The sequence below is a fragment of the Deltaproteobacteria bacterium genome (genome assembly GCA_026712905.1).
Taxonomy (GTDB): Bacteria; Desulfobacterota; Binatia; order UBA9968; family JAJDTQ01; genus JAJDTQ01.
Genome location: JAPOPM010000241.1, coordinates 34,415 through 58,723 on the forward strand (window position 1 = coordinate 34,415; position 24,309 = coordinate 58,723).

Sequence of the window (24,309 nt, forward strand, 5' to 3'; positions counted from 1 at the left end):
CGTCATGGAAGAAGTATACAGTCTCTTCGAGAAACCCAAGAATCCGCTCAGCTTCCAGGGAATCAAGATTGCCCTCGCCTCCCCGGACAAGATCCGGTCGTGGTCCCACGGCGAGGTGCGCAAGTCCGAGACCATCAACTACCGGACGTTCAAGCCCGAACGCGACGGTCTGTTCTGCGCCAAGATCTTCGGTCCCACCAAGGATTACGAGTGCAATTGCGGCAAGTACAAGAGGATGCGCCACCGCGGCGTCGTGTGCGAGAAGTGCGGCGTCGAGGTCATCCAGTCGAAGGTGCGCCGGGAGCGCATGGGGCACATCGAGCTGGCCACGCCGGTGGCGCATATCTGGTTCCTGAAGAGCCTGCCGAGCCGCATCGGCGCGTTGCTGGACCTGACCCTCAAGGACCTGGAGAAGGTCCTGTATTTCGAGTCCTACATCGTGATGGATCCCGGCTCCACCAAGCTCCAGTACAAGGAGTTGCTCACCGAGGCGCGCTACCGCAGGGCGGTCGAGGAGTACGGCAGCGATTTCACGGCGCACATGGGGGCGGAAGCCATCCGGGAGCTGTTGGGCCACATCGAGGTGGACAAGCTCTCGGAGGAGTTGCGCACCGAGCTGCGTGACGCCAATTCGGAGGTCAAGAGGAAGAAGCTCGCCAAGCGCCTGAAGGTGCTCAACGCGTTCCGAAGCTCCAAGAACCGGCCCGAGTGGATGATCCTGGAAGTGATCCCCATCATCCCGCCGGACCTGCGTCCCCTGGTGCCGCTGGACGGCGGGCGTTTCGCCACCTCCGACCTGAACGACCTGTATCGCCGGGTGATCAACCGCAACAACCGGTTGAAGCGGCTGATGGAGCTGAACGCGCCGGACATCATCATCCGCAACGAGAAGCGGATGCTGCAGGAGGCGGCCGACGCGCTGTTCGACAACGGTCGGCGCGGCCGGGCCATCACCGGTCCCAACCGGCGCCCCCTCAAGTCGCTCAGCGACATGCTCAAGGGCAAGACCGGCCGCTTCCGCCAGAACCTGCTGGGCAAGCGGGTGGACTACTCGGGCCGCTCGGTCATCGTCGTCGGGCCGGAGCTGCGGCTGCATCAGTGCGGTCTGCCCAAGAAGATGGCGCTCGAGCTGTTCAAGCCCTTCATCTACAACAAGCTGGAGGAGCGGGGTTACGTCACCACCATCAAGAGCGCCAAGAAGGCGGTGGAGAAGGAACGGCCCGAGGTCTGGGACATCCTCGACGACGTGATCAAGGAGCACCCGGTCCTGCTCAACCGCGCACCCACCCTGCATCGATTGGGCATCCAGGCGTTCGAGCCCGTCCTGATCGAGGGCAAGGCGGTGCAGTTGCATCCGCTGGTGTGCGCCGCCTACAACGCGGACTTCGACGGCGACCAGATGGCCGTCCACGTGCCGTTGTCGGTGGAAGCGCAGGTGGAGGCGCGCGCGTTGATGATGTCCACCAACAACATCCTCTCGCCGGCCAACGGCAAGCCCATCATCGTGCCTTCGCAGGACATCGTCCTGGGCCTCTACTACCTCACGCGCGAGCGTCCGAACGTCAAGGGAGTGGGCAGTGTGCTGGCGAGCCCGGCGGAGGTCCGCATCGCCTACGATCAGGGCGAGGTGCACCTGCAGGCGCGCGTGCGCGTGCGCATCGAAGGCCAGATGCACGATTCCACGGTGGGGCGCGTGCTGCTCTACGAGATCGTGCCGCCGCAGATTTCGTTCGGTGAAGTCAACCACGTGATGAAGAAGAAGGAGTTGGGGAATCTCATCGACCTCAGCTACCGGCTCGCGGGCAACAAGGCCACGGTCATCTTCGCGGACAGGCTCAAGGACATGGGCTACGGCTACGCCACCAAGGCCGGCGCGTCCATCGCGCTCAAGGACATGGTGATCCCGGCCAGCAAGGAGCGGCTGCTGAAGCAGGCGTACGGCAGCGTCCAGGAAATCGACGAGCAGTACAACAACGGCCTCATCACCGACGGCGAGCGGTACAACAAGGTCGTGGACATCTGGGCGGAGGTCACCGACCGGATATCCGACGAGATGCTGCGCGACCTCGGGACGGAGACCGTCACGGATGAAGATGGCCGTACCATGCGGGTGCCCAACTTCAATCCGATCTTCATGATGGCGGACTCGGGCGCGCGCGGCAGCGCGCAGCAGATCCGGCAATTGGCCGGCATGCGCGGCCTGATGGCGAAACCCTCCGGCGAGATCATCGAGACCCCCATTACCGCCAACTTCCGCGAGGGGCTGACGGTCCTGCAGTACTTCATCTCCACCCACGGAGCGCGCAAGGGTCTCGCGGACACCGCTCTCAAGACCGCCAACTCGGGGTATCTCACGCGGCGGCTCGTGGACGTGGCGCAGGACGCCATTATCACCTCCGATGACTGCGGCACCCTGGACGGCATCGAAATGGCGCCCCTCATGGAGGGCGGCGAAGTAATCGAGCCCCTGGGCGACCGCGTCCTGGGGCGGGTGGCGCTCGAGGAGATCAAGGACCCGTTCAGCGGCGAGGTCATCGTCAAGGCCAACCAGGAGATCGACGAGGCCCTGGTGCAGCGTATCGAGGACGCGGGTCTGGAGCGCATATGGATCCGCTCGGTGCTCACCTGCCAGTCCAAGAAGGGCGTGTGCGTGATGTGCTACGGGCGCGATCTCGCCCGCGGCGAGATGGTGAACGCCGGCGAGGCCATCGGCGTCATCGCCGCGCAGTCCATCGGCGAGCCCGGCACCCAGCTCACCATGCGTACCTTCCACATCGGCGGCACCGCGAGCCGGCGCGCCGAGCAGACCACCCTGGAACCGCGCACGGACGGATACGTGAAGCTCATCAACGTGAGCACCGTCACGGACCGGGACGGCGAGCTGGTGGTCATGAACCGGAATGGCGAGATCGCCATCGTCGACTACCCCGAGGGTGGCTCGGACAAGTCCCGGGAAAGGGAGCGGGAGCGCTACCCGCTGGTCTACGGCGCCCGGCTCAAGAAACCGGACGGTTTCGCGGTCAAGGCGGGCGAGTTGCTGGCGGAGTGGGATCCGTACACGATCCCCATCATCACCGAGCTCTCCGGTTCCGTGAAGTTCGGCGACATCCTCGAAGCCACCACCATGGAAGAGAAGGTGGACGAGCGCACCGGCCTCTCCACCAAGGTCATCGTGGACTTCAAGGACATCGACAAGCGCCCGCGCATTTCCATCAAGGACGACGGCGGCAAGACCGCCCGGCTCTCGAACAACGCCGAGGCGCGCTACATGCTGCCGGTGGGTGCCCACATCAACGTCGTCGAGCATCAGGAGGTGACCGCGGGCGACGTGCTGGCGAAGATCCCGCGCGAGACCACCAAGACCAAGGACATCACCGGTGGACTGCCGCGCGTGGCGGAGCTGTTCGAGGCGCGGAAGCCCAAGGAGTTCGCGGTCATCAGCGAGATCGACGGCGTCGTGTCCTTCGGGCGCGACACCAAGGGCAAGCGCAAGGTCGTGGTGACGCCGGACATCGGCGAACCGCGCGACTACCTGATTTCCAAGGGGAAACACATCAGCGTGCACGAGGGCGACCGGGTGCGCGCGGGCGAGGCGCTGATGCAGGGCTCCTCCAATCCGCATGACATCCTGGGAATCCTCGGGGAGAAGGCGCTGGCCAAGTACCTCGTGGACGAGATTCAGGAGATCTACCGGCTGCAGGGCGTGCGCATCAACGACAAGCACATCGAGGTCATCGTCAAGCAGATGCTCCGGCGCGTGCGCATCAAGGAGAGCGGCGACAGCGAGTTCCTGGCGGGCGATCAGGTGGAGAAGTGGCGCTTCGAGGAAGAGAACCAGCGCGTGCTGGCGGAAAGCGGCAAGCCCGCGGTGGCGGAACCGCTTCTCCTGGGGATCACCAAGGCGTCGCTGTCCACCGACAGCTTCATCTCGGCGGCGTCGTTCCAGGAAACCACCAAGGTCCTGACGGAGGCGGCCATCAACGGCAGGCTCGATCCGCTCTCCGGGCTGAAGGAAAACGTGATCATGGGGAAGCTGATACCGGCGGGCACGGGTCTGGCCGAGTACAACGCCCTGCGCGTCGAATCCGACGAGGAACTGGAGGAGATCGACGTCTCCGAGGTGGAAGTGGCCTGATGGTTGACAACTTACGGAAGTTCCGATAAAATCGGCGGTTTATTGCAAGTTGACTCACCGCCACGGGAAACGTGTATGCCTACGATCAATCAGTTAGTGCGCAAGGGGCGCGAGCTCCAGAGAAAGAAGAATACGGCGCCCGCGCTTCAGGGCTGTCCCCAGAAACGGGGCGTGTGCACGCGCGTGTACACCTCGACCCCCAAGAAGCCCAACTCGGCGTTGCGCAAGGTCGCCCGCGTGCGGTTGACCAACGGCAGCGAGGTGACGTCCTACATCCCGGGCATGGGGCACAACCTCCAGGAGCACTCCGTCGTCCTGATCAGGGGCGGCCGGGTGAAGGACCTTCCGGGCGTGCGCTACCACATCATTCGCGGAGCGCTGGACTCCATCGGTGTTCAGGAGCGCCGTCAGGGCCGCTCCAAGTACGGAGCCAAGAGGCCGAAGTAGGGAAATGCCGCGCAAGGGTGAAATAAAGCGAAGAGAGCTGCTGCCCGATCCCAAGTTCGGGGACAAGCTCGTCACGAAGTTCATCAACAACATGATGAACCGCGGCAAGAAGAGCACCGCCGAGGGCATCCTGTACCGTTCGCTGGACATCATCGCGGACAAGGCCAAGACGGAGCCGCTGGGAGTGTTCAAGCGGGCGGTGGACAACACCAAACCGATGGTGGAAGTCCGGTCGCGGCGGGTCGGCGGCGCCACCTACCAGGTGCCGGTGGAGGTGCGTCCGGATCGGCGCCTGTCCCTCAGCCTGCGCTGGCTCATCAGCGCCGCCCGGTCCAGGAGCGAGAAGTCCATGGACGAGAAGCTCGCCGCCGAGTTGATGGACGCCGCCAACCAGCGCGGGAACGCCGTCAAGAAGAAAGAAGACACGCACAGGATGGCCGAGGCGAACCGCGCCTTTGCCCATTACCGCTGGTAGCCACCAGTACAAACATCGTCCAGTAAAGGAGGCGGTTGAACCGCCTCCTTTTTTTGCCGTCGTCCAGAAGACGCCACCAATGAGCAGACAGATACCACTCGACCGGACCCGCAACATCGGGATCATGGCCCACATCGATGCCGGCAAGACCACCACGACGGAGCGCGTGTTGTTCTACACCGGCATCAACTACAAGCTGGGGGAAGTGCACGACGGCACCGCGACCATGGACTGGATGGTCCAGGAGCAGGAGCGCGGGATCACCATCACGTCGGCGGCCACCACTTGTCACTGGCATGACCACCGGATCAACATCATCGATACCCCCGGCCACGTGGACTTCACCATCGAGGTCGAGCGTTCGTTGCGGGTGCTGGACGGGGCCATCGCGGTGTTCTGCTCCGTGGGAGGGGTCGAGCCCCAGACCGAAACCGTATGGCGGCAGGCCGACAAGTACGGCGTCCCGCGCATCGCGTACATCAACAAGATGGACCGCGTCGGCGCCGACTTTTTCCGGGTAGTGAAGATGATCGAGGACAGGCTCGGAGCCCGGCCGCTGATCACCCAGCTCCCGGTGGGAGCGGAAGACCACTTCCAGGGAGTGGTGGATCTGGTGCGGATGAAGGCCCTCCTCTGGGACAATGAGAATCTCGGCGCCAGCTACCGCGAAGCACCCATACCGGAGGAGTTGCGCGCCCAGGCGGACGATTATCGCGATCTGCTGCTGGAGACGCTGTCCGATTGCGACGACGAGATCATGACCGCCTATCTCCAGGGCGAGGAAATCTCCGAGGAGCGGCTGGTCCGGGCCATTCGCGGCGCCGGGCTGAAGCTGGACCTCGTGCCGGTGCTGTGCGGCGCGGCCTTCCGCAACAAGGGCGTACAGCCGTTGCTGGACGCGGTCGTGGACTATCTTCCGTCGCCGCTCGACGTTCCGCCGATCCGCGGGACGGTGCCCGACCGCGGCGACGACGCCGTGCGCGAGACCTCCGATGACGCGCCGTTCGCCGCCTTGGCCTTCAAGATCATGGCGGATCCGTTCGTGGGAACGCTGACCTTCTTCCGGGTCTATTCGGGAAGCCGGAGTTCCGGGTCGTTCGTCTACAACGCATCCACCGGCCAGCGCGAGCGTGTCGGCCGCATTCTCAAGATGCACGCCAACAAGCGCGAGGAGATCGACGAGGTCTGCGCCGGAGACATCGCCGCCGCCGTCGGCCTGCGCAGCGCCAAGACCGGCGACACGCTGTGCGACGAAGCCCACCCCATCCTCCTCGAATCCATCGATTTCCCCGAACCCGTCATTGCCATCGCCATCGAGCCCAAGTCCCGCGACGACCAGGAGCGGCTTGCCACCTCCCTGCAGAAGCTCGCCAAGGAGGACCCTTCCTTCCGGGTGAACGTCGACCAGGAGACCGGGCAGACCCTGATTTCGGGGATGGGCGAGTTGCATCTCGAGGTGATCGTCGACCGGTTGCTGCGGGAGTTCAAGGTGGGCGCCAACGTGGGCAAGCCCCAGGTGGCCTACAAGGAGACGATCCGGCGCGCGGTGGACCAGGAGGGACGGTTCGTGCGGCAGTCGGGCGGCCGCGGGCAGTTCGGCCACGTGTACCTGCGCCTGGAGCCTCAACCCACGGGCACCGGATTCGAGTTCGTCAGCGCCATCAAGGGCGGCACCATTCCTCAGGAGTACATCCCCGCGGTCAAGAACGGCGTCGTCCAGGCCATGAGCAACGGCGGCTTGGTGGGATATCCGGTGGTGGACGTCAAGGTGACGCTGCTCGACGGCAGCTACCATGATGTGGACTCCTCGGAAATGGCGTTCACCATCGCCGGCTCCATGGCGTTCAAGGAGGGGCTGGGCAAGGCCTCGCCGGTGCTGCTGGAGCCGGTGATGGACGTGGAAGTGGTGGTGCCGGAGGAGTTCATGGGCGATGTGATCGGCGATATCAGCTCGCGCCGGGGAAAAGTCCAGGGAATGACTTCCAAGGGCAACTCCCAGGTCATCGAGGCGCGCGTGCCGTTGTCGCGGATGTTTGGCTACGCGACCGATTTGCGGTCGCGGACCCAGGGCCGGGCGACGTACACGATGCAGTTTTCGCGCTACGAGGAAGTGCCGGAAGGCGTGATTGACGATCGGGCCGTCCGGGAGGCGCGCGCCTGACGCGCGGCCATGCGACGTGACGCGACAGGGGTGAGGGCGTGAACGAAAAAATCCGTATTCGACTCAAGGCCTACGACTACCGGGTCCTGGACCAGTCCGTGGGCGAGATCGTCGAGACCGTCAAGCGAACGGGCGGCCGGGTCGCCGGTCCCATCCCGCTGCCGACACGCATCGAAAGGTTCACGGTGAATCGATCTCCACACGTGGACAAGAAGTCGCGGGAGCAGTTCGAGATGCGCACGCACAAGCGGCTACTGGACATTCTCGAACCCACGCAGCAGACCATCGACGCCCTGGGCAAACTGGATCTAGCCGCCGGCGTCGACGTGGAGATCAAGCTTCAATAGGATCAGCAAAATGATGGGTCTCATTGGAACAAAGATCGGCATGAGTCAGGTCTTCGACGACACGGGCAACGTGATTCCCGTGACCGTCGTGGAGACGGGGCCGTGCGTGGTGGTGCAAAAGAAGGACGTCGGCAGGGACGGATACAACGCGCTGCAACTGGGCTTCGGCAAGCAGAAGAACCAGCGGGTGAACCGCCCTCTGCGCGGCCACATGGCCAAGGCGGAGAAGGGCTCCTTCCGTTTCCTGCGCGAGTTCCGTGTGGACGACGTCTCGGGCTACGACGTGGGCCAGGAGCTCACGGTGGCGGATCTCGCGGAACCCGGAGACCTGGTGGACGTCACCGGCACCTCCAAGGGGCGCGGCTTCACGGGAGTCATGAAGCGGTGGGATTTCCGCGGCGTCTCCCGCACCCACGGTTCGCACGAGTATTTTCGCCACGGCGGCTCCATCGGTGCCTGCGCCTATCCGGGCAAGGTGTTCAAGGGCAAGAGGATGGCCGGGCAGTGGGGCAACGAGAGAGTCTCGGTGCAGAACCTTCGGGTAGTGGGCGTGCGCCCGGAACGAAACCTTCTTCTGGTCAAGGGCGCCATACCGGGCGCCAACGGCGGGATGGTTCTCATCCGGCGCGCCGTCAAGGGATAGGGGCATGGAACTGCGTCGAGTCGAGCCCGAGCTTCCGGAATCCATCTTCGGCGTCCCGGTGCGTCCCCACCTGTTGCACCAGGCGGTGGTCATGCAGTTGAACAACCGGCGCGCGGGCACGGCTTCCACCAAGACCCGCGGCGAGGTGCAGGGCAGCGGCAGGAAGCCTTGGCGCCAGAAGGGCTCGGGAAGAGCCCGCGCGGGCAGCGTGCGTTCGCCCATCTGGGTCGGAGGCGGCACCGCGTTCGGTCCCGCCCCGCGCGACTACTCGTACCGCATCCCGAAGTCGGCGCGCCGTCAGGCGTTGCTCTCGGCCCTCAGCCTGAAGTCCCAGGAAGAAAAGGTCGTGGTGGTGGAGCCCGCCGACGTATCCGAGATCAAGACCCGGCTCATGGCCGAGGCCGTGGCCGCGTTGGGGGTTGAAAGCGCGCTGATCGTCATCGCGGAAAGGGACGATCGGATGGAGTTGTCGGCGCGAAACCTGCCGCACGTCAAGGTCTTGAGGGCAGAGGGACTGAACGTCTACGATCTGCTCCGCTTCGAGCATCTGGTGCTGACCCGGGACGCGCTGGGGAAGATCGAGGAGAGGTTCTCGCAATGAGAGGTGTTCGCGATGCGGTCCTCGGTCCGCTGATCTCCGAAAAGGGCTCGATGTTGGCCGAATCGACCAACCAGGTGATCTTCAAGGTCCGTCCGGATGCCAACAAGATCGAGATCCGGCAGCAGGTGGAGCGCCTGTTCAAGGTGACGGTGCTGGACGTGCGCACGGCGCGCTACTTGGGCAAGATGCGCCGCGTGGGCAGGAATACCGGACGGTTGCCGTTGTGGAAGAAGGCATATGTGACCCTCAAGGAGGGTGACCGCATCGATTTCTTCGGTGTCGGTTAAGGATGGGGTCGTAGTCCATGTCCATCAAGAACCATCGTCCGACTTCTCCCGGCCGCCGTTTTGCTTCAGGCTTCGGGTTCGACGACATCACCAAGGAGTCGCCGCACAAGCCGTTGTTGCGGCCCCTCAGGGGGCACGGCGGACGGAACAACACGGGCCGCATCACCAAGGATCATCGCGGAGGCGGGCACAAGCGGCGCTACCGCTTCATCGACTTCAAGCGCGACAAGATGGGTGTGCCGGGCCGGGTCGAGGCCATCGAGTACGACCCGAACCGTTCGGCCCGGGTGGCGCTCATCTGCTACCTCGACGGCGAGCGGCGCTATATTCTCGCGCCCGAGAAACTCAGGGTCGGCGGCCGGATCATCGCCGGGGACCAGGGCATCGACATTCAGCCGGGCAACTCCCTGCCGCTGAAGAACATCCCCACCGGCACGCTCGTGCACAACGTGGAGCTCAAGGCCGGCAAGGGCGGACAGATCGTCCGCAGCGCCGGAGGCTCCGCCCAGGTGATGGCCAAGGAGGGCTTCTACACGCTGCTCAAGCTGCCGTCCGGGGAGTTGCGCAACGTTCGCTCCGAGTGCCGCGCCACGGTGGGCGAGGTGGGCAACGCCGAGTTCGAGAACATCACGTTCGGGAAGGCGGGGCGCACGCGCTGGCTGGGGCGCCGCCCGGTGACCCGGGGCATCGCGAAGAACCCCGTGGACCATCCGCACGGCGGCGGCGAGGGCCGGTCCAAGGGCAACCACCCGCAGACTCCCTGGGGCAAGCCCACCAAGGGTTACCGGACCCGTGGCGTCAAGCCCTCCGACAAATACATCGTGAAGCGCAGAAAGGGACAGTAGGCATGGCGCGTTCGATCAAGAAAGGTCCTTTCGTGGACGACCACCTGATGCGCAAGATCGAGGAGATGAACCGCGCCCAGGCGCGCCGGGTCGTCAAGACTTGGTCGCGGCGCTCGACCATCACCCCGGACATGATCGGACACACGATCGCGGTCCACAACGGGCGCAAGTTTCTCCCGGTGTTCGTGACCGAGGACATGGTCGGCCACAAGCTCGGAGAGTTCTCGCCCACGCGCACGTTCTACAGTCACGCGGGCGATCGCCGGGGCGACGCCAGGGGCGTGAGGAGATAGGCGATGGAGGCGCATGCTGTCACGAAGTTTGCCCGGGTCTCGCCCCGCAAGATGCGGCTGGTGGTGGACCAGGTTCGGGGGCGGTCCGTGGAGGACGCGCTGACGATCCTCAAGTTCGTGCCCAAGGGCTGCGCCGGCATCGTCGCCAAGACGCTGCGTTCCGCGGTGGCCAACGCCGAGAACACGCAGAGCGTCGACGTGGACCTCTTGTACGTCAAGAGCGCGCAGGTCGGTCAGGCAGGGATGTGGAAACGCTTCATGCCGCGCGGAATGGGCCGCGCCAACCGGATCCGCAAGCGTTTGAGCCATTTGACCGTCGTGGTGGATGAAAGGGACTGAGGATGGGACAGAAAACGCACCCCAAGATCTTCCGCATGCGCGTGATCGAGACGTGGGACTCGAAGTGGTACGCGGGGCACGACTACCCCGAACTGCTGCACGAGGACCTCAAGATCAAGAAGTTCCTCAAGGAACGGCTGCACCACGCGGGGATCTCGAAGATCGAGATCGAGCGCGCCACCAACAAGGCCAAGATCAACATCCACACCGCGCGCCCGGGCATCGTCATCGGCAAGAAGGGCGCGGAGATCGAGAAGCTCAAGGAAGAATTGGCGAAGCTGTCGCCGCGGGAAGCGTTCATCAACATCCACGAGGTGCGCAGGCCCGATCTCGATGCGCAGTTGGTGGCGGAGAACGTCGCGCTGCAACTGGAGCGCCGCGTGGCTTTCAGGCGCGCCATGAAGGAGAGTGTTTCGCGCGCCTTGCGCATGGGCGCGCAAGGGATCCGCATCCAGTGCGGCGGCCGTCTGGGCGGCCAGGAGATCGCGCGCACGGAGTGGTACCGGGAAGGGCGCGTGCCGCTGCATACCCTGCGCGCCGACGTGAGCTACGGCTTGGCCGAGGCGAAGACGACCTACGGAGTCATCGGCGTCAAGGCGTGGATCTTTCGGGGCGAAATTCTGACGAAGCAGGAAGAGCAGCAGAAGGCATCCCTGGGATTATAGGGGCGTGAACCATGCTTGAGCCGAAGAAGGTCAAATTCCGAAAGATACAGAAGGGGCGCAGGGGCGGCTCCGCCGGCCGCGGGTCGGAGTTGTCCTTCGGCGACTACGGCCTGAAGTGCGTCGACCGCGGTTACATCACGGCGCGCCAGATCGAGGCCGCGCGAGTCGCGTTGACTCGTCATCTGAAGCGGCACGGCAAGGTGTGGATCCGGGTGTTCCCGGACAAGCCCATCACCAAGAAGCCCGCCGAGGTACGCATGGGCAAGGGCAAGGGCCCGCTGCATGCGTGGGTGGCCGTGGTCAAGCCGGGAAAGCTGTTGTTCGAGATGGAAGGGGTCCAGCGGGAGGACGCCAGGGAAGCGTTCCGTCTGGCCTCGCGCAAGCTGGGTCTGGCCACCGTGTTCGTGGAGCGCTAGTGTCGTGTCTCACCGAGAGGACACCAGACGGCGGGAGAAGAGTTGATGCAGGCCAAGGAAATGCGGGACTTGGGTCTCGACGAGTTGCAGCAGAAGCGCACGGAGTTCAAGGACGAGATCTTCCACCTGACCCTGCGGCGTGCCACGGGGCAGTTGGAGAGCCCCATGAAGCTGCGCCAGTCGCGCCGCGATCTGGCACGCCTCGAGACGATCGTGGGAGAGCTCCGGCGCGCCGCGGAGCGGAAAGACGATCATGAGTGAGCGTGGTGTCACCAAACAGCGTGAGGGCGTCGTCAGAACGGACCGCATGGCCAAGACCGTGGTGGTCGAGCTCGAGCGGATCGTTCTGCATGCCCGTTACAAGAAATACCTCCGGCGCCGCACCCGGGTGAAGGTTCACGACGAGCGCGACGAGTGTCGGGTGGGGGACCGCGTCATGATCACCGAGTGCAGGCCCCTCAGCCGCGAGAAGCGCTGGCGCGTGAGCCGCATCCTGAACCGCGCGGTGACGGGCACGGCGGCGGACTGACACAGGCTATCGGAACACAGAGGTCCAGGCGATGATACAAGTGGGGACGGTGTTGGACGTGGCGGACAACTCGGGCGCCCGGCGGGTACAGTGCATCAAGGTGCTCGGCGGGACAAGGCGGAAGTACGCCTCCGTCGGGGATGTGATCGTCGTGTCCGTCAAGGAAGCAATGCCCAATTCCAAGGTGCCCAGGGGCCACGTGGCCAGAGCGGTAGTGGTGCGGACCGCGAAGGAGCTCAGCCGCGTGGATGGTTCGTACATTCGCTTCGACAACAACTCGGCGGTCCTGATCGACAACCAGAAGGAGCCGGTGGGCACGCGCATCTTCGGTCCGGTGGCACGGGAACTGCGCGCGAAACGCTTCATGAAGATCGTATCGCTGGCGCCGGAGGTCTTGTAGCGATGAGCCTGTTCGTCCGCAAAGATGACACCGTGATGGTCGTGACCGGGAGGGAACGAGGGAAGACCGGCAAGGTCATCAAGGTGTTGCCGGGCAAGAGCCGCCTGTTCATCGAACGGGTGAATCTCGTGAAGCGGCACACCAAGCCGCGCAGCGCCCAGCAGCCCGGGGGAATCGTGGAGAAGGAAGCCTCCATCCACGTCTCCAACGTCATGCTCATGTGCGATCCGTGCAACGCCCCGGTGCGCGTGGGCTACAAGTTTCTCGAGGACGGCGAGAAGGTACGCATCTGCCGGCGTTGCGGTCAGGGCTTGGGCTAGGCACCCCGCAACTTTTGGATTAAACGATGGTAAGGCTGGAACAGAAATATCACGAGGACATCGTGCCGGCGATGATGGCGGACTTCGCCTATCGCAACAGGCACCAGGTGCCGCGGCTCAAGAACGTCTCCGTCAACGTGTGCATCGGCGAGGCCGTGCAGAACGCCAAGCTGCTGGATGCCGCGGTGGCCGAGCTGGGCGCCATCAGCGGTCAGCGGCCGGTGGTGACGCGGGCGCGGAAGGACATCTCGAACTTCAAGCTGCGCCGCGGCAATCCCATCGGATGCATGGTGACGTTGCGGCGCACGCGCATGTACGAGTTCCTGGACCGGCTCATACAGGTGGCGCTTCCCCAGGTAAGAGACTTCAAGGGGCTCTCGGACCGCTCGTTCGACGGTTGCGGCAATTACTCGCTGGGCATCCGGGAGCAGATCATCTTTCCCGAGGTGAGGCCGGATTCGGCGGAACGGCTCCACGGGCTGACGGTGTCCATCGTGACGACCGCGGCGACGGACGAGGAGGGGAGAGCGTTGCTGCGCCATCTCGGAATGCCGTTCGCCACGGATGGGAGTAGGACCAGTGGCTAAGAAGTGTCTTCGCATCAAGGCGGCCGGGACTCCCAAGTTCAAGGTTCGCCAATACAATCGTTGCCCCTTGTGCGGCAGGGCTCGGGCGTTTTACCGCCGGTTCCGTATGTGCCGGATTTGTCTCAGGCTGTACGCGCGCCGCGGTGAACTCCCCGGGGTGATCAAGGCAAGCTGGTAGGAGGGGCTGTCGCGCATGAGTATGACCGATCCCATAGCGGACTTGCTGACGCGGATGCGCAACGCCGGGATGGCGAAGCATGAAACCGTGGATGTTCCATGGTCGCGCCTCAAGGAAAATATCGTGAAGGTGCTGGTGGAGGAGGGGTACGTGCGCCAGAGCCGGCGCATCCAGGTGGAAGGGCAGGTGCAGGACACGCTGCGCATCCAGCTCAAGTACGACAGGGAACATCACCCGGTGATGAGCCACCTGAAGCGGGTCAGCCGCCCGGGACGGCGGGTCTATCTCGGCTACAAGGACATCCAGCCGTTGCGCAAGGGCCTCGGCACTCATGTCCTGTCCACGCCCAAGGGAATCATCGTGGATCGGGAGGCCGTGAAGGCGAAGGTCGGCGGCGAGCTGCTGTGCTCGATAAGCTAGTGGGCCCCGGCCCTGGAGAGGTTGTCTCGTGTCTCGTGTAGGAAAACTGCCGATTGTCGTGCCCGGAACCGTCAAGGTGGCCATGGATGGCGCGGAAATACGGGTTCAGGGTCCCAAGGGGACGCTGGCGCACCGGATTCCGCAAGGCATCGAGGTGAACGTCGACGGTGACACGCTCGAAGTGACCCGGACCGCGGAAACCAAGGCCGTGAGGTCACTCCACGGTTTGACGCGCAAGTTGCTGGCCAACATGGTCCAGGGCGTGAGCGAGGGCTTCAAGAAGGTGCTCGAGATCAACGGCGTCGGCTATCGGGCCGAGCTGAAGGACCAGTCGCTGCACCTGACCCTGGGGTTCTCTCATCCCGTCGAGTACCGCCTGCCGGAAGGCGTGAGCGCCTCGGTGGAACGCCAGACGCTGATCACCCTCGAGAGTCACGACAAGCAGGTGCTGGGCCAGGCGGCGGCCGAGGTGCGGCGTTTCCGGCCCCCCGAGCCCTACAAGGGCAAGGGCATCCGGTATCAGGGTGAGGTGATCATAAGGAAGGCCGGCAAGGCCATGGGCGGTGCCGCGTAAGCCGGCGGGATCGGGTGAACGCATGCCGATGACAAGCAAGAAGGTTCTGGATCGCAAGCGGCGGCAGCACAGCGTGCGCAAGCGGATCAAGGGCAGCGACGCCCGCCCCCGCCTCTGCGTGTTCCGCAGTTCCAAGCACATCTACGCGCAGGTCATTTCCGACGACCGCGGCGTCACGCTGGCGAGCGCGTCGACACTGTCCGGGGAAGCGGCGGCGGCCGAGGAGGCCAAGGGAGTCGACGCGGCCCGGGAGGTAGGGCGCAAGATCGCGGAGTTGTGCGAGGCGCGCCAGATCAAACGGGTGATCTTCGATCGCAACGGGTTTCTTTTTCACGGTCGGATAAAGGCATTGGCAGAGGCCGCGCGCGAGGCCGGCCTTTCCTTCTGATTCGGGGGTTGCTTTGGAACGAGTCGATGCGCAGGGCCTGGAGCTCAAGGAGAAAGTCATCCACATCAGCCGCGTGGCCAAGGTGGTCAAGGGCGGGCGGCGCTTCAGCTTCAACGCGCTGGTGGTGATAGGCGACGAAGCCTCGGTGGTGGGATACGGATTGGGCAAGGCCAACGAGGTGCCCGAGGCGATACGCAAGGGCGTCGAGCACGCGAAGAAGACGCTCCTGCGGGTGCCGCTGGTGGACGACAGTATCCCTTACGAGGTCACGGGCCGTTACGGCGCCGGGCACGTGCTGCTCAAGCCCGCCGCTCCCGGAACCGGAGTCATCGCCGGCGCCGGGGTGCGCGCCGTGGTCGAGGCGGCGGGAATCCCCAACGTCCTGAGCAAGTGCATCGGTTCCAACAACCCGCACAACCTGGTGAAGGCGACGTTCGAAGCCCTGAAGAGCCTCAAGTCTCCGGAACAGGTGTCCGACCTGCGCGGCAAGCCGCTGGCCGAGATCCGATAGAGGAAACGGTTCATGGATTTGAGCGAACTGCATCCCGCGAAGGGGACGAGGCACGCCAAGAAGCGCGTGGGCCGGGGCCAAGGGTCCGGGACGGGCAAGACCAGCGGCCGCGGGCACAAGGGCCAGGGCTCCCGCTCCGGAGGGGGTGTGAAGCCTGGGTTCGAGGGTGGTCAGATGCCGCTCATCCGGCGCGTGCCCAAGCGCGGTTTCCACAACCTGTTCCGCACGGAATACACCCCCGTCAATCTCGACGGGCTCGGCGGGTTCGAGGCCGGGGCGGAGGTCTCTCGCGAGACCCTGCGAGAGAAGGGGTTACTCAAACGCGGCCTGGTGAAGATCCTGGGCCGCGGCGAAATCGACAGGCCGTTGACCGTCAAGGTGCACGGCGTCTCGCAGAGCGCGAGGCAGAAGATCGAAGCCGCGGGCGGCTCGGTCGAAGTTCTTTCTCATGCTTGAAGGTTTCCAGAACGCGAGCCGCATCCCGGAGCTGAGGCGACGCATCCTGTTCACCTTGGCCATGCTGGCGGTCTATCGCATCGGCGTGGCGATCCCGACGCCCGGCATCGACCGCGACGGGCTGGCGGCGTTCTTCGCCCAGGTCGAGGGGACGATCTTCGGACTGTTCAATCTCTTCTCGGGCGGCGCGCTGGAGCAGTTCTCGGTCTTCTCGCTGGGCATCATGCCCTACATCAGCGCGTCGATCATCCTGCAGCTCCTGACGGTGGTGTTCCCGTACCTGGAGCGGTTGTCCAAGGAAGGCGACGTCGGACGCAAGAAGATCACGCAGTACACGCGCTACGGGACCATCGTACTTTCGGTCATCCAGGGGCTGATGATCAGCTTCGGGCTCGAGGGTACGCGGGGTCCCAACGGCGAAGCCATCGTGCTCGAGCCGGGGTGGAACTTCCGCCTCATGACGGTGCTGACGCTGACCTCTGGGACGGCCTTCATCATGTGGCTCGGCGAGCAGGTCACGGATCGAGGCATCGGCAACGGCATCTCCCTGATCATCTTCGCCGGCATCGTCGCCGCGCTGCCGTCGGCGGTGACTTCCACGTTCCAGTTCGTGCGCGAGGGCGAGCTGAGCATCTTCTTCGTGATCCTGCTGGTGCTCTTCGTCGTGCTGGTGGTGGGCGTCATCATCTTCATGGAGCGGGGACAACGGCGCATCCCGGTGCAATACGCCAAGCGCGTGGTCGGCAGGCGCCAGTACGGGGGACAGACGTCGCACTTGCCGTTGAAGATCAACACCTCCGGGGTGATCCCGGTCATTTTTGCTTCGTCGGTCCTGATCTTCCCGGCCACCGTCGCCCAGTTCGTGCAGAACCCGTGGGCGCAGACGCTGGCGGGCTCCATGGCACCGGGGCAATGGCTGCACGACCTGTTGTACATCGCTCTGATCATGTTCTTCTGCTTCTTCTACACGGCGATCGTGTTCAATCCCGTGGACGTGGCGGAAAACATGAGGAAGTACGGCGGTTACGTGCCGGGGATCCGCCCGGGCAAGAGGACCGCGGAGTTCATCGACCGGGTGCTGTCGCGCATCACCCTGGGAGGCGCCATCTATCTGTCCCTGGTGGCCTTGCTGCCCACGATCCTGATCTCTCAGTTCAACGTCCCGTTCTTCTTTGGCGGGACCGCGCTGCTGATCGTGGTGGGGGTCGCGTTGGACACGGTTTCGCAGATGGAAACCCACATGATTTCGCGAAACTATGAGGGTTTCATGAGGCGGGGCCGCATACGTGGCCGCAGGGGATAAAGGTCGGTTGCCGCGTCGGACCAGGTTTCGATGTTCGGGAATCGTGGGCGCTCGATCATGATCTATCTCAAGTCCCGGGCGGAAATCGAGACCATGCGCCGGGCCAACATCATCGTGGCGGAGGTGCTCGAGGCGCTCAAGGAGACGGTGCGACCGGGCATGACGACCCTGGAGCTCGACGAGTTGGCGGAACGGCTGGCCCATGAGAAGGGGGCCAGACCCGCGTTCAAGGGATACGCGGTCGCCGGCAGGGTGTTCAGACACAGCCTGTGCACCTCCGTCAACGAAGAGATCGTTCACGGCGTTCCCTCGAAGCGTGTCCTCAAGGAAGGCGATATCCTGGGGATGGACTTCGGGGTGGAGTACGAGGGATTCTACGGCGACTCGGCGGTGACCGTGGGCCTGGGGCAGGTGAGCCCCGAGGCCGAGCGGCTCATGCGGGTTACCGAGACCGCCCTGAGCGAGGGCATCGAATTGCTGCGCGAGGGCAACCGGCTGGGGGACCTGGGCAGCACCATTCAGGGCATCGCCGAGCGCTCCGGCTACTCCGTGGTGCGTGAGTTCGTCGGTCACGGCATCGGCAAGAAGCTGCACGAGGAGCCGCCGGTTCCCAACTACGGCGACCCGGGCAAGGGGCATCGGTTGCGCGCCGGAATGGTCGTGGCGGTGGAGCCCATGGTCAACGCGGGGAAGAAGGAAATCGCGATCCTGGATGACGGTTGGACGGCCGTGACAAGGGACCGGAGCCTCGCGGCTCATTTCGAGCATTCCATCGCCGTCACCGCCGACGGGCCGTATGTGCTGAGCCGGCTGTAGGAGATCGGAAGTGAAGGTAAGAGCATCGGTCAAGAAGATCTGCAACAAGTGCAAGGTAGTTCGGCGCAAGGGTGTCGTGCGGGTGATATGCGTCACCCGCAAGCACGCCCAGCGGCAGGGCTAGCTCCGGTCACCGTCGGAACACGCCGGTCCGGGCTGATCGACCAGGAGGATTCATGGCACGCATTGCTGGGGTAGACTTGCCCAAGAACAAGAGCATGGATATCGCGCTGACCTACATTCACGGCATCGGCGCGACCACGTCACGCAACATCCTGCGGGAAGCGGGGATCGCGTTCCAGATCAAGTCCGATGACCTCACGGACGATCAAGTGGTCGTGATACGCCGGATCATCGACCAGGATATCAAGGTGGAAGGTGATCTCCGGCGCGATGTCACCGTTGACATCAAGCGCCACATGGACATCGGCACCTATCGGGGACTGAGACACCGGCGCGGCATGCCGGTCCGGGGACAGCGCACCCATACCAACGGACGCACCCGGATGGGACCTCGGCGTGCCATCGCCGGGAAGAAGAAGCCGCCGTCCAAGGGTTAGGTAAACCAGAACAGGAGCATCCATGGCCCAGGCCGCGAAGAGAGCGCGCGACGCGCGGGCGCCGAGGAAACGGCGCGGACGAAAGAACATCGCCGAAGGGGTGGCGCACATCCACTCCACCTTCAACAATACGATCATCACCATCACGGACCCCCAGGGCAACGTGGTGGCATGGTCGAGCGCGGGCGCCATCGGCTTCAAGGGGTCGCGCAAGGGAACACCCTTCGCGGCGCAGCAGGCCGCGGACAACGTGGCGCGCAAGGCCATGGATCACGGCATGCATTCCATACAGGTCTACGTGCGCGGTCCGGGCTCGGCGCGGGAGTCGGCGTTGCGGTCGCTCCAGTCGGCGGGGTTGCACGTCAGCCTGATCAAGGATGTGACCCCCATTCCCCATAACGGCTGCAGGCCGCCCAAGCGCCGGCGCGTGTGAGAGGAGATCGTCAGTGGCAAGGTATCATGGCCCGGTGTGCCGGCTATGCCGGCGAGAGAACCTGAAGCTGTTTCTCAAGGGAGAGCGGTGCTACACGGACAAGTGCGCCATCGAACGGCGCAACTATCCGCCAGGCCAACATGGACAGAGGCGGCTCAAGTTTTCCGAGTACAGCCTCCAGCTCCGGGAGAAGCAGAAGGTCAAGCGGATGTACGGGCTGCTGGAAAAGCAGTTCAAGGGAAGCTTCGAGAGCGCGGAAAAGGCCCGCGGCATCACCGGCGAGAATCTGCTGGTGATCCTGGAAAGACGGCTCGACAACGTGGTCTACCGTCTCGGCTTTGCGTGCTCCCGTGGCGATGCCCGCCTTCTCGTACGGCACGGCCACGTCCGCGTCAACGGCCGGCGGGTGACCATCCCTTCCTATCGCGTGGGCGTCGGGGACGTCGTGGCGGTGGCGGAGAAGAGCCGCAAGTCCGAGCGCGTGCTGACCGCCATGGAAGGGGCCCAGAGGCGCGGCGTGCCTGACTGGATCGAGGTGGACCGGGAGAATTTCTCCGGCACGGTCAGGATGCTCCCGAGCCGCGGCGACATCACAACGCCCATCAACGAGAAGCTCATCGTTGAGTTGTATTCCAAGTAACCGGCGGTGAACCGTGTTGGAGATCCCATGTCGAAGCACTGGAGTGAACTGATCAAGCCGGAAGGCATCGAGGTTGACGAGAAGAGCCTGGACTCGACCTATGGGAAGTTTGTCGGCGAACCCTTCGAACGAGGCTTCGGCCAGACCATCGGCAACAGTCTGCGCCGCATCCTGCTCTCGTCACTCAGGGGTGCCGCCATTACTTCCGTACAGATCGAGAACGCCCTGCATGAGTTTTCCACCATCCCGGGCGCCACGGAAGACGTCTCCGAGATCATCCTGAACCTCAAGGAGGTGCGCCTCAAGCTGCACGATACCGACCGTGAGGTCGTTCGTATCGAAGCAACGGGGCCCAAGGAGGTGTTGGCCGGGGATATCATCCGGAGCGCGCAGGTGGAGGTGCTCAACCCGGATCACCGCATCGCGTTCCTTTCCAAGGAAGGACGCCTGAACGCCAACATGGTGGTGCGCGGGGGTCAGGGATACGTGCCCGCGGAGCGTAACCGGGAAGAGGAACTGCCCGTCGACACGATCTTCATGGATGCCGTGTTCTCACCGATCCGCAAGGTCAACTTCACGGTGACCAATGCCCGGGTCGGCCAACGCACGGACTACGACAAGCTGGTTCTGGAAGTGTGGACGGACGGCAGCGAGAAGCCCGAGGATGCGCTCGCGTACGCCGCGCGAATCCTGCAAGACCAGGTTGCCATCTTCGCCGAGTTCGCCGAAGGACCGCAGATGGCGGAGGTCGAGGCGGTGACTGAGGCCGGTACGCTCAACGAGAACCTCTTCCGCGCGGTGGAGGACCTGGAGTTCTCCGTCCGGGCGCAGAACTGCCTGCAGAACGCCAACTTGAAGTACATCGGCGAGTTGGTGCAGAAGAGCGAGCAGGAGATGCTCAAGACGAAGAATTTCGGGCGGAAGTCTCTCAACGAGATCAAGGAGTTGCTCGGCGAGCTGGGGCTGGAGTTGGGAATGAAGCTGGACCACTTCCCGAGCCGCGAAGAGCTGGAGGCCCGCAAGCAGGCCGAGCAGAAGGAGACAGCGTAGGCCATGCGGCACTTGAAGACCGGCAGAAAGCTGAACCGTAGCGCGAGCCACCGGCACGCCCTGTGGCGCAACATGGCCACGTCGCTGCTGCGGCACGACCGCATCACGACCACGGATGCCAAGGCCAAGGAGCTGAGGCGGTGGGCCGATTGGCTGATCACCCTCGGCAAGGACGGAAGCCTCCACGCCCGTCGCCAGGCGCTGGCTTTCGTTCAGGACAAGGCCGTCGTGGCCCGTTTGTTCAACGAGTTGGGGCCGCGCTTTCAGGAGCGTCACGGAGGCTATACCCGCGTCGTCAAGGTGGGTCGCCGTCGGGGCGACGCCGCGCCGCTGTCCATCATCGAGTTGATACCGGCCTCCGGCGACGCCGCTGTCGAGGCGACGGAGGGAAGCGACGCGACCGGCGAATCGTCCACGACGAGCGGAACCTGAGGGTAGTTCCTCGTCGCCGTGCGCCGCGGGCACGGCCGTGCCCATCGGCCAACCCCCACAGCGCGTGGTGAATGGGTGTCTATGGCCAACCATCGAAAGGCGACGGTCCGCGGTAGCGTCTACTTCAGCCGCGGGCAGCTCTTCGGCGTAGCGTCGCTCTTCGTCGGCGCGGCCGCCGTCATCTTCTTCTTCGGCATCCTCATCGGACAGAGCATCGAGGAGCGCAAGCTCGTGCGCAAGGGGGACGCCGGGGTCACGGTGCCGGTCAACCCGGCTGCGCCCGGCGACGACCAGGAGATGACCTTCTACGAAACGTTGACGCAACAGCCCCCGCCCAAGGCCGGCGTCCCCGCCGCGCAGACCCCGCCCGCCGACGACGGCAAGACTCCATGGACCGTGCAGGTGGCCGCCGCCGACACCCGGGCACGGGCGGACAGAATGGCGGCGGAGCTCAAGAAGCGCGGCTATGATTCGTATGTCACCTCCGGGCAACTCAACCGCAAGACCTTCTACCGGGTCCGGGTGGGGCGGTACCGAAGCCGCCAGGAGGCCATGGTCGAGCTTCAGCGGCTCAAGAAGGACAAGTACGACCCGATGATCATGGGGACCCAATGAACATCCAGCAAGCCATAACCCGCTTGGTGGACGGCGCCAACCTCGGCGAGCCGGAGATGGTGGACGTCATGAACCAAGTCATGACGGGAGAGGCGACGCCGATCCAGGTGGCCGGATTTCTGACCGCGTTGCGCATCCAGGGCGAGACCGTGGAGGAGGTGACGGGCGCCGCCCGGGTGATGCGCGAGAAGGCGTTGCACGTCGAGGCGGGCCCGGGCTGTGTGCTGGACACCTGCGGCACCGGCGGCGACGGCAAGAACACCTTCAACATCTCCACGACGGTGGCGTTCGTGGTGGCGGCCGCGGGCATCACCGTGGCCAAGCATGGCAACCGCGCCGTCTCCAGCGGTTCCGGCAGCGCGGACGTACTGGCCGAGCTCGGGGTGAAGATCGACGTTCCCAAGGAAACGGTGGAACGCTGCCTGCGCGAGGTCGGGCTGGGTTTCCTGTTCGCGCCGATGATGCACGAGGCCATGAAGTACGCCGTGGCGCCGCGCCGCGAGCTCGGCATACGGACCATCTTCAACCTCCTGGGCCCCCTCACCAACCCGGCCAGGGCCAGTCATCAACTCCTCGGCATCTATGACGGCGCGCTTATCGGGACCGTGGCGCAGGTCCTCGGCAACCTCGGCAGTCGACGCGCCATGGTGGTGCACGGCGACGAAGGCCTCGATGAGATCTCGCTGGGAGGCCCCACGTCGGTGGCGGAGTGGAAGGACGGAGCGGTTGCGCGCTATACGCTCGATCCCGGGGAGTTCGGTTTCGAGAAGTGCCCGGCGGAGGGGCTGACCGCCGCCGACCCGGCGGATTGCGCCGCCATCGTCACGGCGGTCCTGAAGGGCGAACCCGGGCCGGCGCGGGACGTGGTGCTGCTCAACAGCGGCGCGGCCCTGTGCGTGAGCGAGCGCACGGATACCATCACCCAAGGCATCGACGTGGCGCGGGAGTGCATCGATTCGGGAGCCGCGATGGGAAAGCTCGAACACCTGATCCGCCTGACCAATGAAACATAACGGCGCCCAGCCTCCCAGCAACGATATTCTCCAACGGATCGCCGCGCACGTCCGCGCGGAGCTCGAAACACGCCGCCACGAACACCCGGTGAAGGCGCTGATGGACCGCGCGCTCTACCATGAACCGCGCCGCGGCTTCCGCGAGGCGCTGTCCCGCCCCGCCCGGCACGTCATCGCCGAGGTGAAGCGGGCGTCGCCGTCCCAAGGGCTGATCCGCGAGGACTTCGACCCCGTCGGCATCGCCACCCGTTATGAAGCCAGTGGGGCCACGGCCGTTTCGGTGGTGACCGAGGAGCGCTTCTTCGAGGGCTCGCTGCTGTACCTTTCGGAGATCCGGGAGAAGGTCGCCCTGCCCCTCCTCAGGAAAGATTTCGTGCTCGACCCCTACCAGCTCGTGGAGGCGCGCGCCTTTGGCGCGGACGCCGTTCTGCTGATCGCCGCCATGCTCGACGACGGCGCCGTGGAATCCCTGCACGCCGAAGCGCGCTCCCTGGCCCTGGACGTTCTGGTGGAGGTGCACTCGGAGCGCGAGCTGGATACGGCCCTGAGAATCGGCGCCTCCATCATCGGCATCAACAACCGCGACCTGCGCACCTTCGAGGTGGATCTCGCGGTCGCCGAGACGCTCCTGCCCCGGATACCGCCGGACGTTGTCGCGGTATGCGAGAGCGGCATCAAGGACGTGGCCCATGTCGAGCGCATCGAGGCCGCCGGCGGCCGGGCGTTCCTCGTGGGCGAGACCCTGATGCGCGCCCCGGACCCGGGCGCCAAGCTCGCGGAGCTTCTCGGAACGGCCGCCGCCCATGGTCAAGGTTAAGATCTGCGGCGTCACCAACGCCGAGGATGCGTTCAAGGCGGTGGAGTACGGCGCCGATGCGTTGGGCTTCAACTTCTATCCGCCCAGTCCCCGCTACATCGAGCCGGAAGCCGCCGCCGCGATCCTCCGGGATCTGCCCGCCGGGCTCTGCACCGCCGGACTCTTCGTCAACGAGTCGCGGCAACACGTGAAGACCGTGCTCCGATCCTGCCGGTCAAAGGGCGGCGCCGGCCTCACCGCCGTGCAGTTCCACGGCGACGAGGAGCGCGACTACTGCGCCCGCTGGCCGCTCAAGGTGATCAAGGCGTTCCGCGTGCGCGACCCGGAGACCCTGGGGCAAATCGGTGAGTATCCGGTGGACTACTACCTGCTCGACTCCTGGAGCGCGGGCTTCGGCGGCTCGGGCGCCGCGTTCACCTGGAGCTGGTTGACGGTCCCCCTGGCGCGGCCGGTCATTCTCGCCGGCGGGCTTGGCGTTGACAACGTGAGCACGGCGGTGCGCGAACTCGAACCCTTCGGCGTGGACGTGTGCACCGGCGTCGAAGCCGCTCCGGGCCGCAAGGACCACCCGCGCATGAAAGAGTTCATCGCGGCGGCCAAGGCGGCGTGAGCC

35 protein-coding genes and 1 pseudogene are annotated in these 24,309 nt (G+C 64.8%); all 36 read left to right on the top strand.

Annotation, left to right across the window (positions count from 1 at the left end; genetic code table 11):
* The first annotated feature begins 4 nt into the window (after positions 1-4).
* The 36 genes and pseudogenes from rpoC to OXF11_20560 all read left to right on the top strand — a co-directional run bounded on the left by rpoC (position 5) and on the right by OXF11_20560 (position 24,306).
* Complete coding sequence (gene rpoC, locus OXF11_20385; GenBank protein MCY4489447.1) at positions 5-4,135, top strand: DNA-directed RNA polymerase subunit beta'; 4,131 nt, start codon at positions 5-7, stop codon at positions 4,133-4,135.
* Between the two features lie 75 nt (positions 4,136-4,210).
* Positions 4,211-4,582, top strand: coding sequence for a 30S ribosomal protein S12 (gene rpsL, locus OXF11_20390; GenBank protein MCY4489448.1), 372 nt, complete (start codon positions 4,211-4,213; stop codon positions 4,580-4,582).
* A gap of 4 nt (positions 4,583-4,586) precedes the next feature.
* Positions 4,587-5,057, top strand: a complete 471-nt coding sequence (gene rpsG / locus OXF11_20395) for a 30S ribosomal protein S7 (GenBank protein ID MCY4489449.1) — start codon at positions 4,587-4,589, stop codon at positions 5,055-5,057.
* Between the two features lie 79 nt (positions 5,058-5,136).
* Complete coding sequence (gene fusA / locus OXF11_20400) at positions 5,137-7,218, top strand: elongation factor G (GenBank protein MCY4489450.1); 2,082 nt, start codon at positions 5,137-5,139, stop codon at positions 7,216-7,218.
* A 38-nt stretch (positions 7,219-7,256) separates the two neighbouring features.
* Entirely contained in the window at positions 7,257-7,565 is a 309-nt protein-coding gene (rpsJ, locus tag OXF11_20405) for a 30S ribosomal protein S10 (GenBank protein ID MCY4489451.1), read from the top strand.
* 1 nt (position 7,566) lies between these two features.
* Positions 7,567-8,208, top strand: coding sequence for a 50S ribosomal protein L3 (gene rplC / locus OXF11_20410; GenBank protein ID MCY4489452.1), 642 nt, complete (start codon positions 7,567-7,569; stop codon positions 8,206-8,208).
* A 4-nt stretch (positions 8,209-8,212) separates the two neighbouring features.
* Positions 8,213-8,809, top strand: a complete 597-nt coding sequence (gene rplD / locus OXF11_20415; protein ID MCY4489453.1) for a 50S ribosomal protein L4 — start codon at positions 8,213-8,215, stop codon at positions 8,807-8,809.
* Positions 8,806-9,096, top strand: coding sequence for a 50S ribosomal protein L23 (rplW, locus tag OXF11_20420; protein MCY4489454.1), 291 nt, complete (start codon positions 8,806-8,808; stop codon positions 9,094-9,096). Before rplD ends, rplW begins: the two co-directional genes overlap by 4 nt.
* A gap of 17 nt (positions 9,097-9,113) precedes the next feature.
* Complete coding sequence (gene rplB / locus OXF11_20425) at positions 9,114-9,941, top strand: 50S ribosomal protein L2 (GenBank protein MCY4489455.1); 828 nt, start codon at positions 9,114-9,116, stop codon at positions 9,939-9,941.
* A gap of 2 nt (positions 9,942-9,943) precedes the next feature.
* The gene (rpsS, locus tag OXF11_20430) at positions 9,944-10,234 is read left to right on the top strand and encodes a 30S ribosomal protein S19 (protein ID MCY4489456.1); all 291 of its coding nucleotides are present in this window, start codon (positions 9,944-9,946) and stop codon (positions 10,232-10,234) included.
* A 3-nt stretch (positions 10,235-10,237) separates the two neighbouring features.
* The gene (gene rplV / locus OXF11_20435) at positions 10,238-10,573 is read left to right on the top strand and encodes a 50S ribosomal protein L22 (protein ID MCY4489457.1); all 336 of its coding nucleotides are present in this window, start codon (positions 10,238-10,240) and stop codon (positions 10,571-10,573) included.
* A 2-nt stretch (positions 10,574-10,575) separates the two neighbouring features.
* Positions 10,576-11,238, top strand: coding sequence for a 30S ribosomal protein S3 (rpsC, locus tag OXF11_20440; protein ID MCY4489458.1), 663 nt, complete (start codon positions 10,576-10,578; stop codon positions 11,236-11,238).
* An 11-nt stretch (positions 11,239-11,249) separates the two neighbouring features.
* Positions 11,250-11,654 (top strand): 50S ribosomal protein L16, encoded by a 405-nt coding sequence (rplP, locus tag OXF11_20445; GenBank protein ID MCY4489459.1) that lies wholly within the window; start codon positions 11,250-11,252, stop codon positions 11,652-11,654.
* 45 nt (positions 11,655-11,699) lie between these two features.
* Entirely contained in the window at positions 11,700-11,915 is a 216-nt protein-coding gene (gene rpmC / locus OXF11_20450) for a 50S ribosomal protein L29 (GenBank protein MCY4489460.1), read from the top strand.
* Positions 11,908-12,183: a 30S ribosomal protein S17 gene (rpsQ, locus tag OXF11_20455; GenBank protein MCY4489461.1), complete on the top strand. Its 276-nt coding sequence runs from the start codon at positions 11,908-11,910 to the stop codon at positions 12,181-12,183. The genes rpmC and rpsQ overlap by 8 nt, the downstream gene beginning before the upstream one ends.
* A 31-nt stretch (positions 12,184-12,214) precedes the next feature.
* Entirely contained in the window at positions 12,215-12,583 is a 369-nt protein-coding gene (rplN, locus tag OXF11_20460) for a 50S ribosomal protein L14 (protein ID MCY4489462.1), read from the top strand.
* A 2-nt stretch (positions 12,584-12,585) separates the two neighbouring features.
* Complete coding sequence (gene rplX, locus OXF11_20465) at positions 12,586-12,903, top strand: 50S ribosomal protein L24 (protein MCY4489463.1); 318 nt, start codon at positions 12,586-12,588, stop codon at positions 12,901-12,903.
* A gap of 26 nt (positions 12,904-12,929) precedes the next feature.
* The gene (rplE, locus tag OXF11_20470; GenBank protein MCY4489464.1) at positions 12,930-13,490 is read left to right on the top strand and encodes a 50S ribosomal protein L5; all 561 of its coding nucleotides are present in this window, start codon (positions 12,930-12,932) and stop codon (positions 13,488-13,490) included.
* Entirely contained in the window at positions 13,483-13,668 is a 186-nt protein-coding gene (locus tag OXF11_20475; protein MCY4489465.1) for a type Z 30S ribosomal protein S14, read from the top strand. Before rplE ends, OXF11_20475 begins: the two co-directional genes overlap by 8 nt.
* A 15-nt stretch (positions 13,669-13,683) precedes the next feature.
* Positions 13,684-14,088 carry a 30S ribosomal protein S8 gene (gene rpsH / locus OXF11_20480; GenBank protein MCY4489466.1) on the top strand — a complete coding sequence of 135 codons (405 nt, stop codon included), beginning with the start codon at positions 13,684-13,686 and terminating at the stop codon, positions 14,086-14,088.
* 28 nt (positions 14,089-14,116) lie between these two features.
* Entirely contained in the window at positions 14,117-14,662 is a 546-nt protein-coding gene (rplF, locus tag OXF11_20485) for a 50S ribosomal protein L6 (GenBank protein MCY4489467.1), read from the top strand.
* 22 nt (positions 14,663-14,684) lie between these two features.
* Positions 14,685-15,050 carry a 50S ribosomal protein L18 gene (gene rplR, locus OXF11_20490; GenBank protein ID MCY4489468.1) on the top strand — a complete coding sequence of 122 codons (366 nt, stop codon included), beginning with the start codon at positions 14,685-14,687 and terminating at the stop codon, positions 15,048-15,050.
* Positions 15,051-15,063: 13 nt separating this feature from the next.
* A complete protein-coding gene (gene rpsE, locus OXF11_20495) occupies positions 15,064-15,561 on the top strand; it encodes a 30S ribosomal protein S5 (GenBank protein ID MCY4489469.1) in 498 nt (165 codons plus the stop codon).
* Between the two features lie 12 nt (positions 15,562-15,573).
* Complete coding sequence (rplO, locus tag OXF11_20500; protein MCY4489470.1) at positions 15,574-16,017, top strand: 50S ribosomal protein L15; 444 nt, start codon at positions 15,574-15,576, stop codon at positions 16,015-16,017.
* Positions 16,010-17,320 carry a preprotein translocase subunit SecY gene (gene secY / locus OXF11_20505; GenBank protein MCY4489471.1) on the top strand — a complete coding sequence of 437 codons (1,311 nt, stop codon included), beginning with the start codon at positions 16,010-16,012 and terminating at the stop codon, positions 17,318-17,320. The genes rplO and secY overlap by 8 nt, the downstream gene beginning before the upstream one ends.
* Positions 17,321-17,377: 57 nt before the next feature.
* A complete protein-coding gene (map, locus tag OXF11_20510) occupies positions 17,378-18,136 on the top strand; it encodes a type I methionyl aminopeptidase (protein ID MCY4489472.1) in 759 nt (252 codons plus the stop codon).
* Between the two features lie 10 nt (positions 18,137-18,146).
* Positions 18,147-18,260: a 50S ribosomal protein L36 gene (rpmJ, locus tag OXF11_20515; protein ID MCY4489473.1), complete on the top strand. Its 114-nt coding sequence runs from the start codon at positions 18,147-18,149 to the stop codon at positions 18,258-18,260.
* Between the two features lie 52 nt (positions 18,261-18,312).
* Positions 18,313-18,696, top strand: a complete 384-nt coding sequence (rpsM, locus tag OXF11_20520; GenBank protein MCY4489474.1) for a 30S ribosomal protein S13 — start codon at positions 18,313-18,315, stop codon at positions 18,694-18,696.
* Positions 18,697-18,718: 22 nt separating this feature from the next.
* On the top strand, positions 18,719-19,129 hold the full coding sequence (gene rpsK / locus OXF11_20525; GenBank protein MCY4489475.1) for a 30S ribosomal protein S11: 411 nt from the start codon (positions 18,719-18,721) through the stop codon (positions 19,127-19,129).
* 13 nt (positions 19,130-19,142) lie between these two features.
* Positions 19,143-19,769: a 30S ribosomal protein S4 gene (gene rpsD / locus OXF11_20530; protein MCY4489476.1), complete on the top strand. Its 627-nt coding sequence runs from the start codon at positions 19,143-19,145 to the stop codon at positions 19,767-19,769.
* Between the two features lie 27 nt (positions 19,770-19,796).
* Positions 19,797-20,819, top strand: a complete 1,023-nt coding sequence (locus tag OXF11_20535; protein ID MCY4489477.1) for a DNA-directed RNA polymerase subunit alpha — start codon at positions 19,797-19,799, stop codon at positions 20,817-20,819.
* A gap of 3 nt (positions 20,820-20,822) precedes the next feature.
* Positions 20,823-21,170: pseudogene (gene rplQ, locus OXF11_20540) on the top strand (50S ribosomal protein L17).
* Between the two features lie 162 nt (positions 21,171-21,332).
* Positions 21,333-21,866: an SPOR domain-containing protein gene (locus OXF11_20545; protein MCY4489478.1), complete on the top strand. Its 534-nt coding sequence runs from the start codon at positions 21,333-21,335 to the stop codon at positions 21,864-21,866.
* Positions 21,863-22,879: an anthranilate phosphoribosyltransferase gene (trpD, locus tag OXF11_20550; GenBank protein ID MCY4489479.1), complete on the top strand. Its 1,017-nt coding sequence runs from the start codon at positions 21,863-21,865 to the stop codon at positions 22,877-22,879. Before OXF11_20545 ends, trpD begins: the two co-directional genes overlap by 4 nt.
* Positions 22,869-23,696 carry an indole-3-glycerol phosphate synthase TrpC gene (gene trpC / locus OXF11_20555; GenBank protein ID MCY4489480.1) on the top strand — a complete coding sequence of 276 codons (828 nt, stop codon included), beginning with the start codon at positions 22,869-22,871 and terminating at the stop codon, positions 23,694-23,696. Before trpD ends, trpC begins: the two co-directional genes overlap by 11 nt.
* Positions 23,683-24,306: a phosphoribosylanthranilate isomerase gene (locus OXF11_20560; protein MCY4489481.1), complete on the top strand. Its 624-nt coding sequence runs from the start codon at positions 23,683-23,685 to the stop codon at positions 24,304-24,306. Before trpC ends, OXF11_20560 begins: the two co-directional genes overlap by 14 nt.
* Positions 24,307-24,309 lie beyond the last annotated feature (3 nt).

Excerpts from the sequence above, each read along its gene's own strand:
- rpoC (MCY4489447.1), top strand. The coding sequence starts at position 5 with ATGGAAGAAGTATACAGTCTCTTCGAGAAACCCAAGAATCCGCTCAGC.
- rpsL (MCY4489448.1), top strand. The coding sequence starts at position 4,211 with ATGCCTACGATCAATCAGTTAGTGCGCAAGGGGCGCGAGCTCCAGAGA.
- rpsG (MCY4489449.1), top strand. The coding sequence starts at position 4,587 with ATGCCGCGCAAGGGTGAAATAAAGCGAAGAGAGCTGCTGCCCGATCCC.
- fusA (MCY4489450.1), top strand. The coding sequence starts at position 5,137 with ATGAGCAGACAGATACCACTCGACCGGACCCGCAACATCGGGATCATG.
- rplD (MCY4489453.1), top strand. The coding sequence starts at position 8,213 with ATGGAACTGCGTCGAGTCGAGCCCGAGCTTCCGGAATCCATCTTCGGC.
- rplW (MCY4489454.1), top strand. The coding sequence starts at position 8,806 with ATGAGAGGTGTTCGCGATGCGGTCCTCGGTCCGCTGATCTCCGAAAAG.
- rplB (MCY4489455.1), top strand. The coding sequence starts at position 9,114 with ATGTCCATCAAGAACCATCGTCCGACTTCTCCCGGCCGCCGTTTTGCT.
- rpsS (MCY4489456.1), top strand. The coding sequence starts at position 9,944 with ATGGCGCGTTCGATCAAGAAAGGTCCTTTCGTGGACGACCACCTGATG.
- rplV (MCY4489457.1), top strand. The coding sequence starts at position 10,238 with ATGGAGGCGCATGCTGTCACGAAGTTTGCCCGGGTCTCGCCCCGCAAG.
- rpsC (MCY4489458.1), top strand. The coding sequence starts at position 10,576 with ATGGGACAGAAAACGCACCCCAAGATCTTCCGCATGCGCGTGATCGAG.
- rplP (MCY4489459.1), top strand. The coding sequence starts at position 11,250 with ATGCTTGAGCCGAAGAAGGTCAAATTCCGAAAGATACAGAAGGGGCGC.
- rpmC (MCY4489460.1), top strand. The coding sequence starts at position 11,700 with ATGCAGGCCAAGGAAATGCGGGACTTGGGTCTCGACGAGTTGCAGCAG.
- rpsQ (MCY4489461.1), top strand. The coding sequence starts at position 11,908 with ATGAGTGAGCGTGGTGTCACCAAACAGCGTGAGGGCGTCGTCAGAACG.
- rplN (MCY4489462.1), top strand. The coding sequence starts at position 12,215 with ATGATACAAGTGGGGACGGTGTTGGACGTGGCGGACAACTCGGGCGCC.
- rplX (MCY4489463.1), top strand. The coding sequence starts at position 12,586 with ATGAGCCTGTTCGTCCGCAAAGATGACACCGTGATGGTCGTGACCGGG.
- rplE (MCY4489464.1), top strand. The coding sequence starts at position 12,930 with ATGGTAAGGCTGGAACAGAAATATCACGAGGACATCGTGCCGGCGATG.
- rpsH (MCY4489466.1), top strand. The coding sequence starts at position 13,684 with ATGAGTATGACCGATCCCATAGCGGACTTGCTGACGCGGATGCGCAAC.
- rplR (MCY4489468.1), top strand. The coding sequence starts at position 14,685 with ATGCCGATGACAAGCAAGAAGGTTCTGGATCGCAAGCGGCGGCAGCAC.
- rplO (MCY4489470.1), top strand. The coding sequence starts at position 15,574 with ATGGATTTGAGCGAACTGCATCCCGCGAAGGGGACGAGGCACGCCAAG.
- secY (MCY4489471.1), top strand. The coding sequence starts at position 16,010 with ATGCTTGAAGGTTTCCAGAACGCGAGCCGCATCCCGGAGCTGAGGCGA.
- map (MCY4489472.1), top strand. The coding sequence starts at position 17,378 with ATGATCTATCTCAAGTCCCGGGCGGAAATCGAGACCATGCGCCGGGCC.
- rpsM (MCY4489474.1), top strand. The coding sequence starts at position 18,313 with ATGGCACGCATTGCTGGGGTAGACTTGCCCAAGAACAAGAGCATGGAT.
- rpsK (MCY4489475.1), top strand. The coding sequence starts at position 18,719 with ATGGCCCAGGCCGCGAAGAGAGCGCGCGACGCGCGGGCGCCGAGGAAA.
- OXF11_20535 (MCY4489477.1), top strand. The coding sequence starts at position 19,797 with ATGTCGAAGCACTGGAGTGAACTGATCAAGCCGGAAGGCATCGAGGTT.
- OXF11_20545 (MCY4489478.1), top strand. The coding sequence starts at position 21,333 with ATGGCCAACCATCGAAAGGCGACGGTCCGCGGTAGCGTCTACTTCAGC.
- trpD (MCY4489479.1), top strand. The coding sequence starts at position 21,863 with ATGAACATCCAGCAAGCCATAACCCGCTTGGTGGACGGCGCCAACCTC.
- trpC (MCY4489480.1), top strand. The coding sequence starts at position 22,869 with ATGAAACATAACGGCGCCCAGCCTCCCAGCAACGATATTCTCCAACGG.
- OXF11_20560 (MCY4489481.1), top strand. The coding sequence starts at position 23,683 with ATGGTCAAGGTTAAGATCTGCGGCGTCACCAACGCCGAGGATGCGTTC.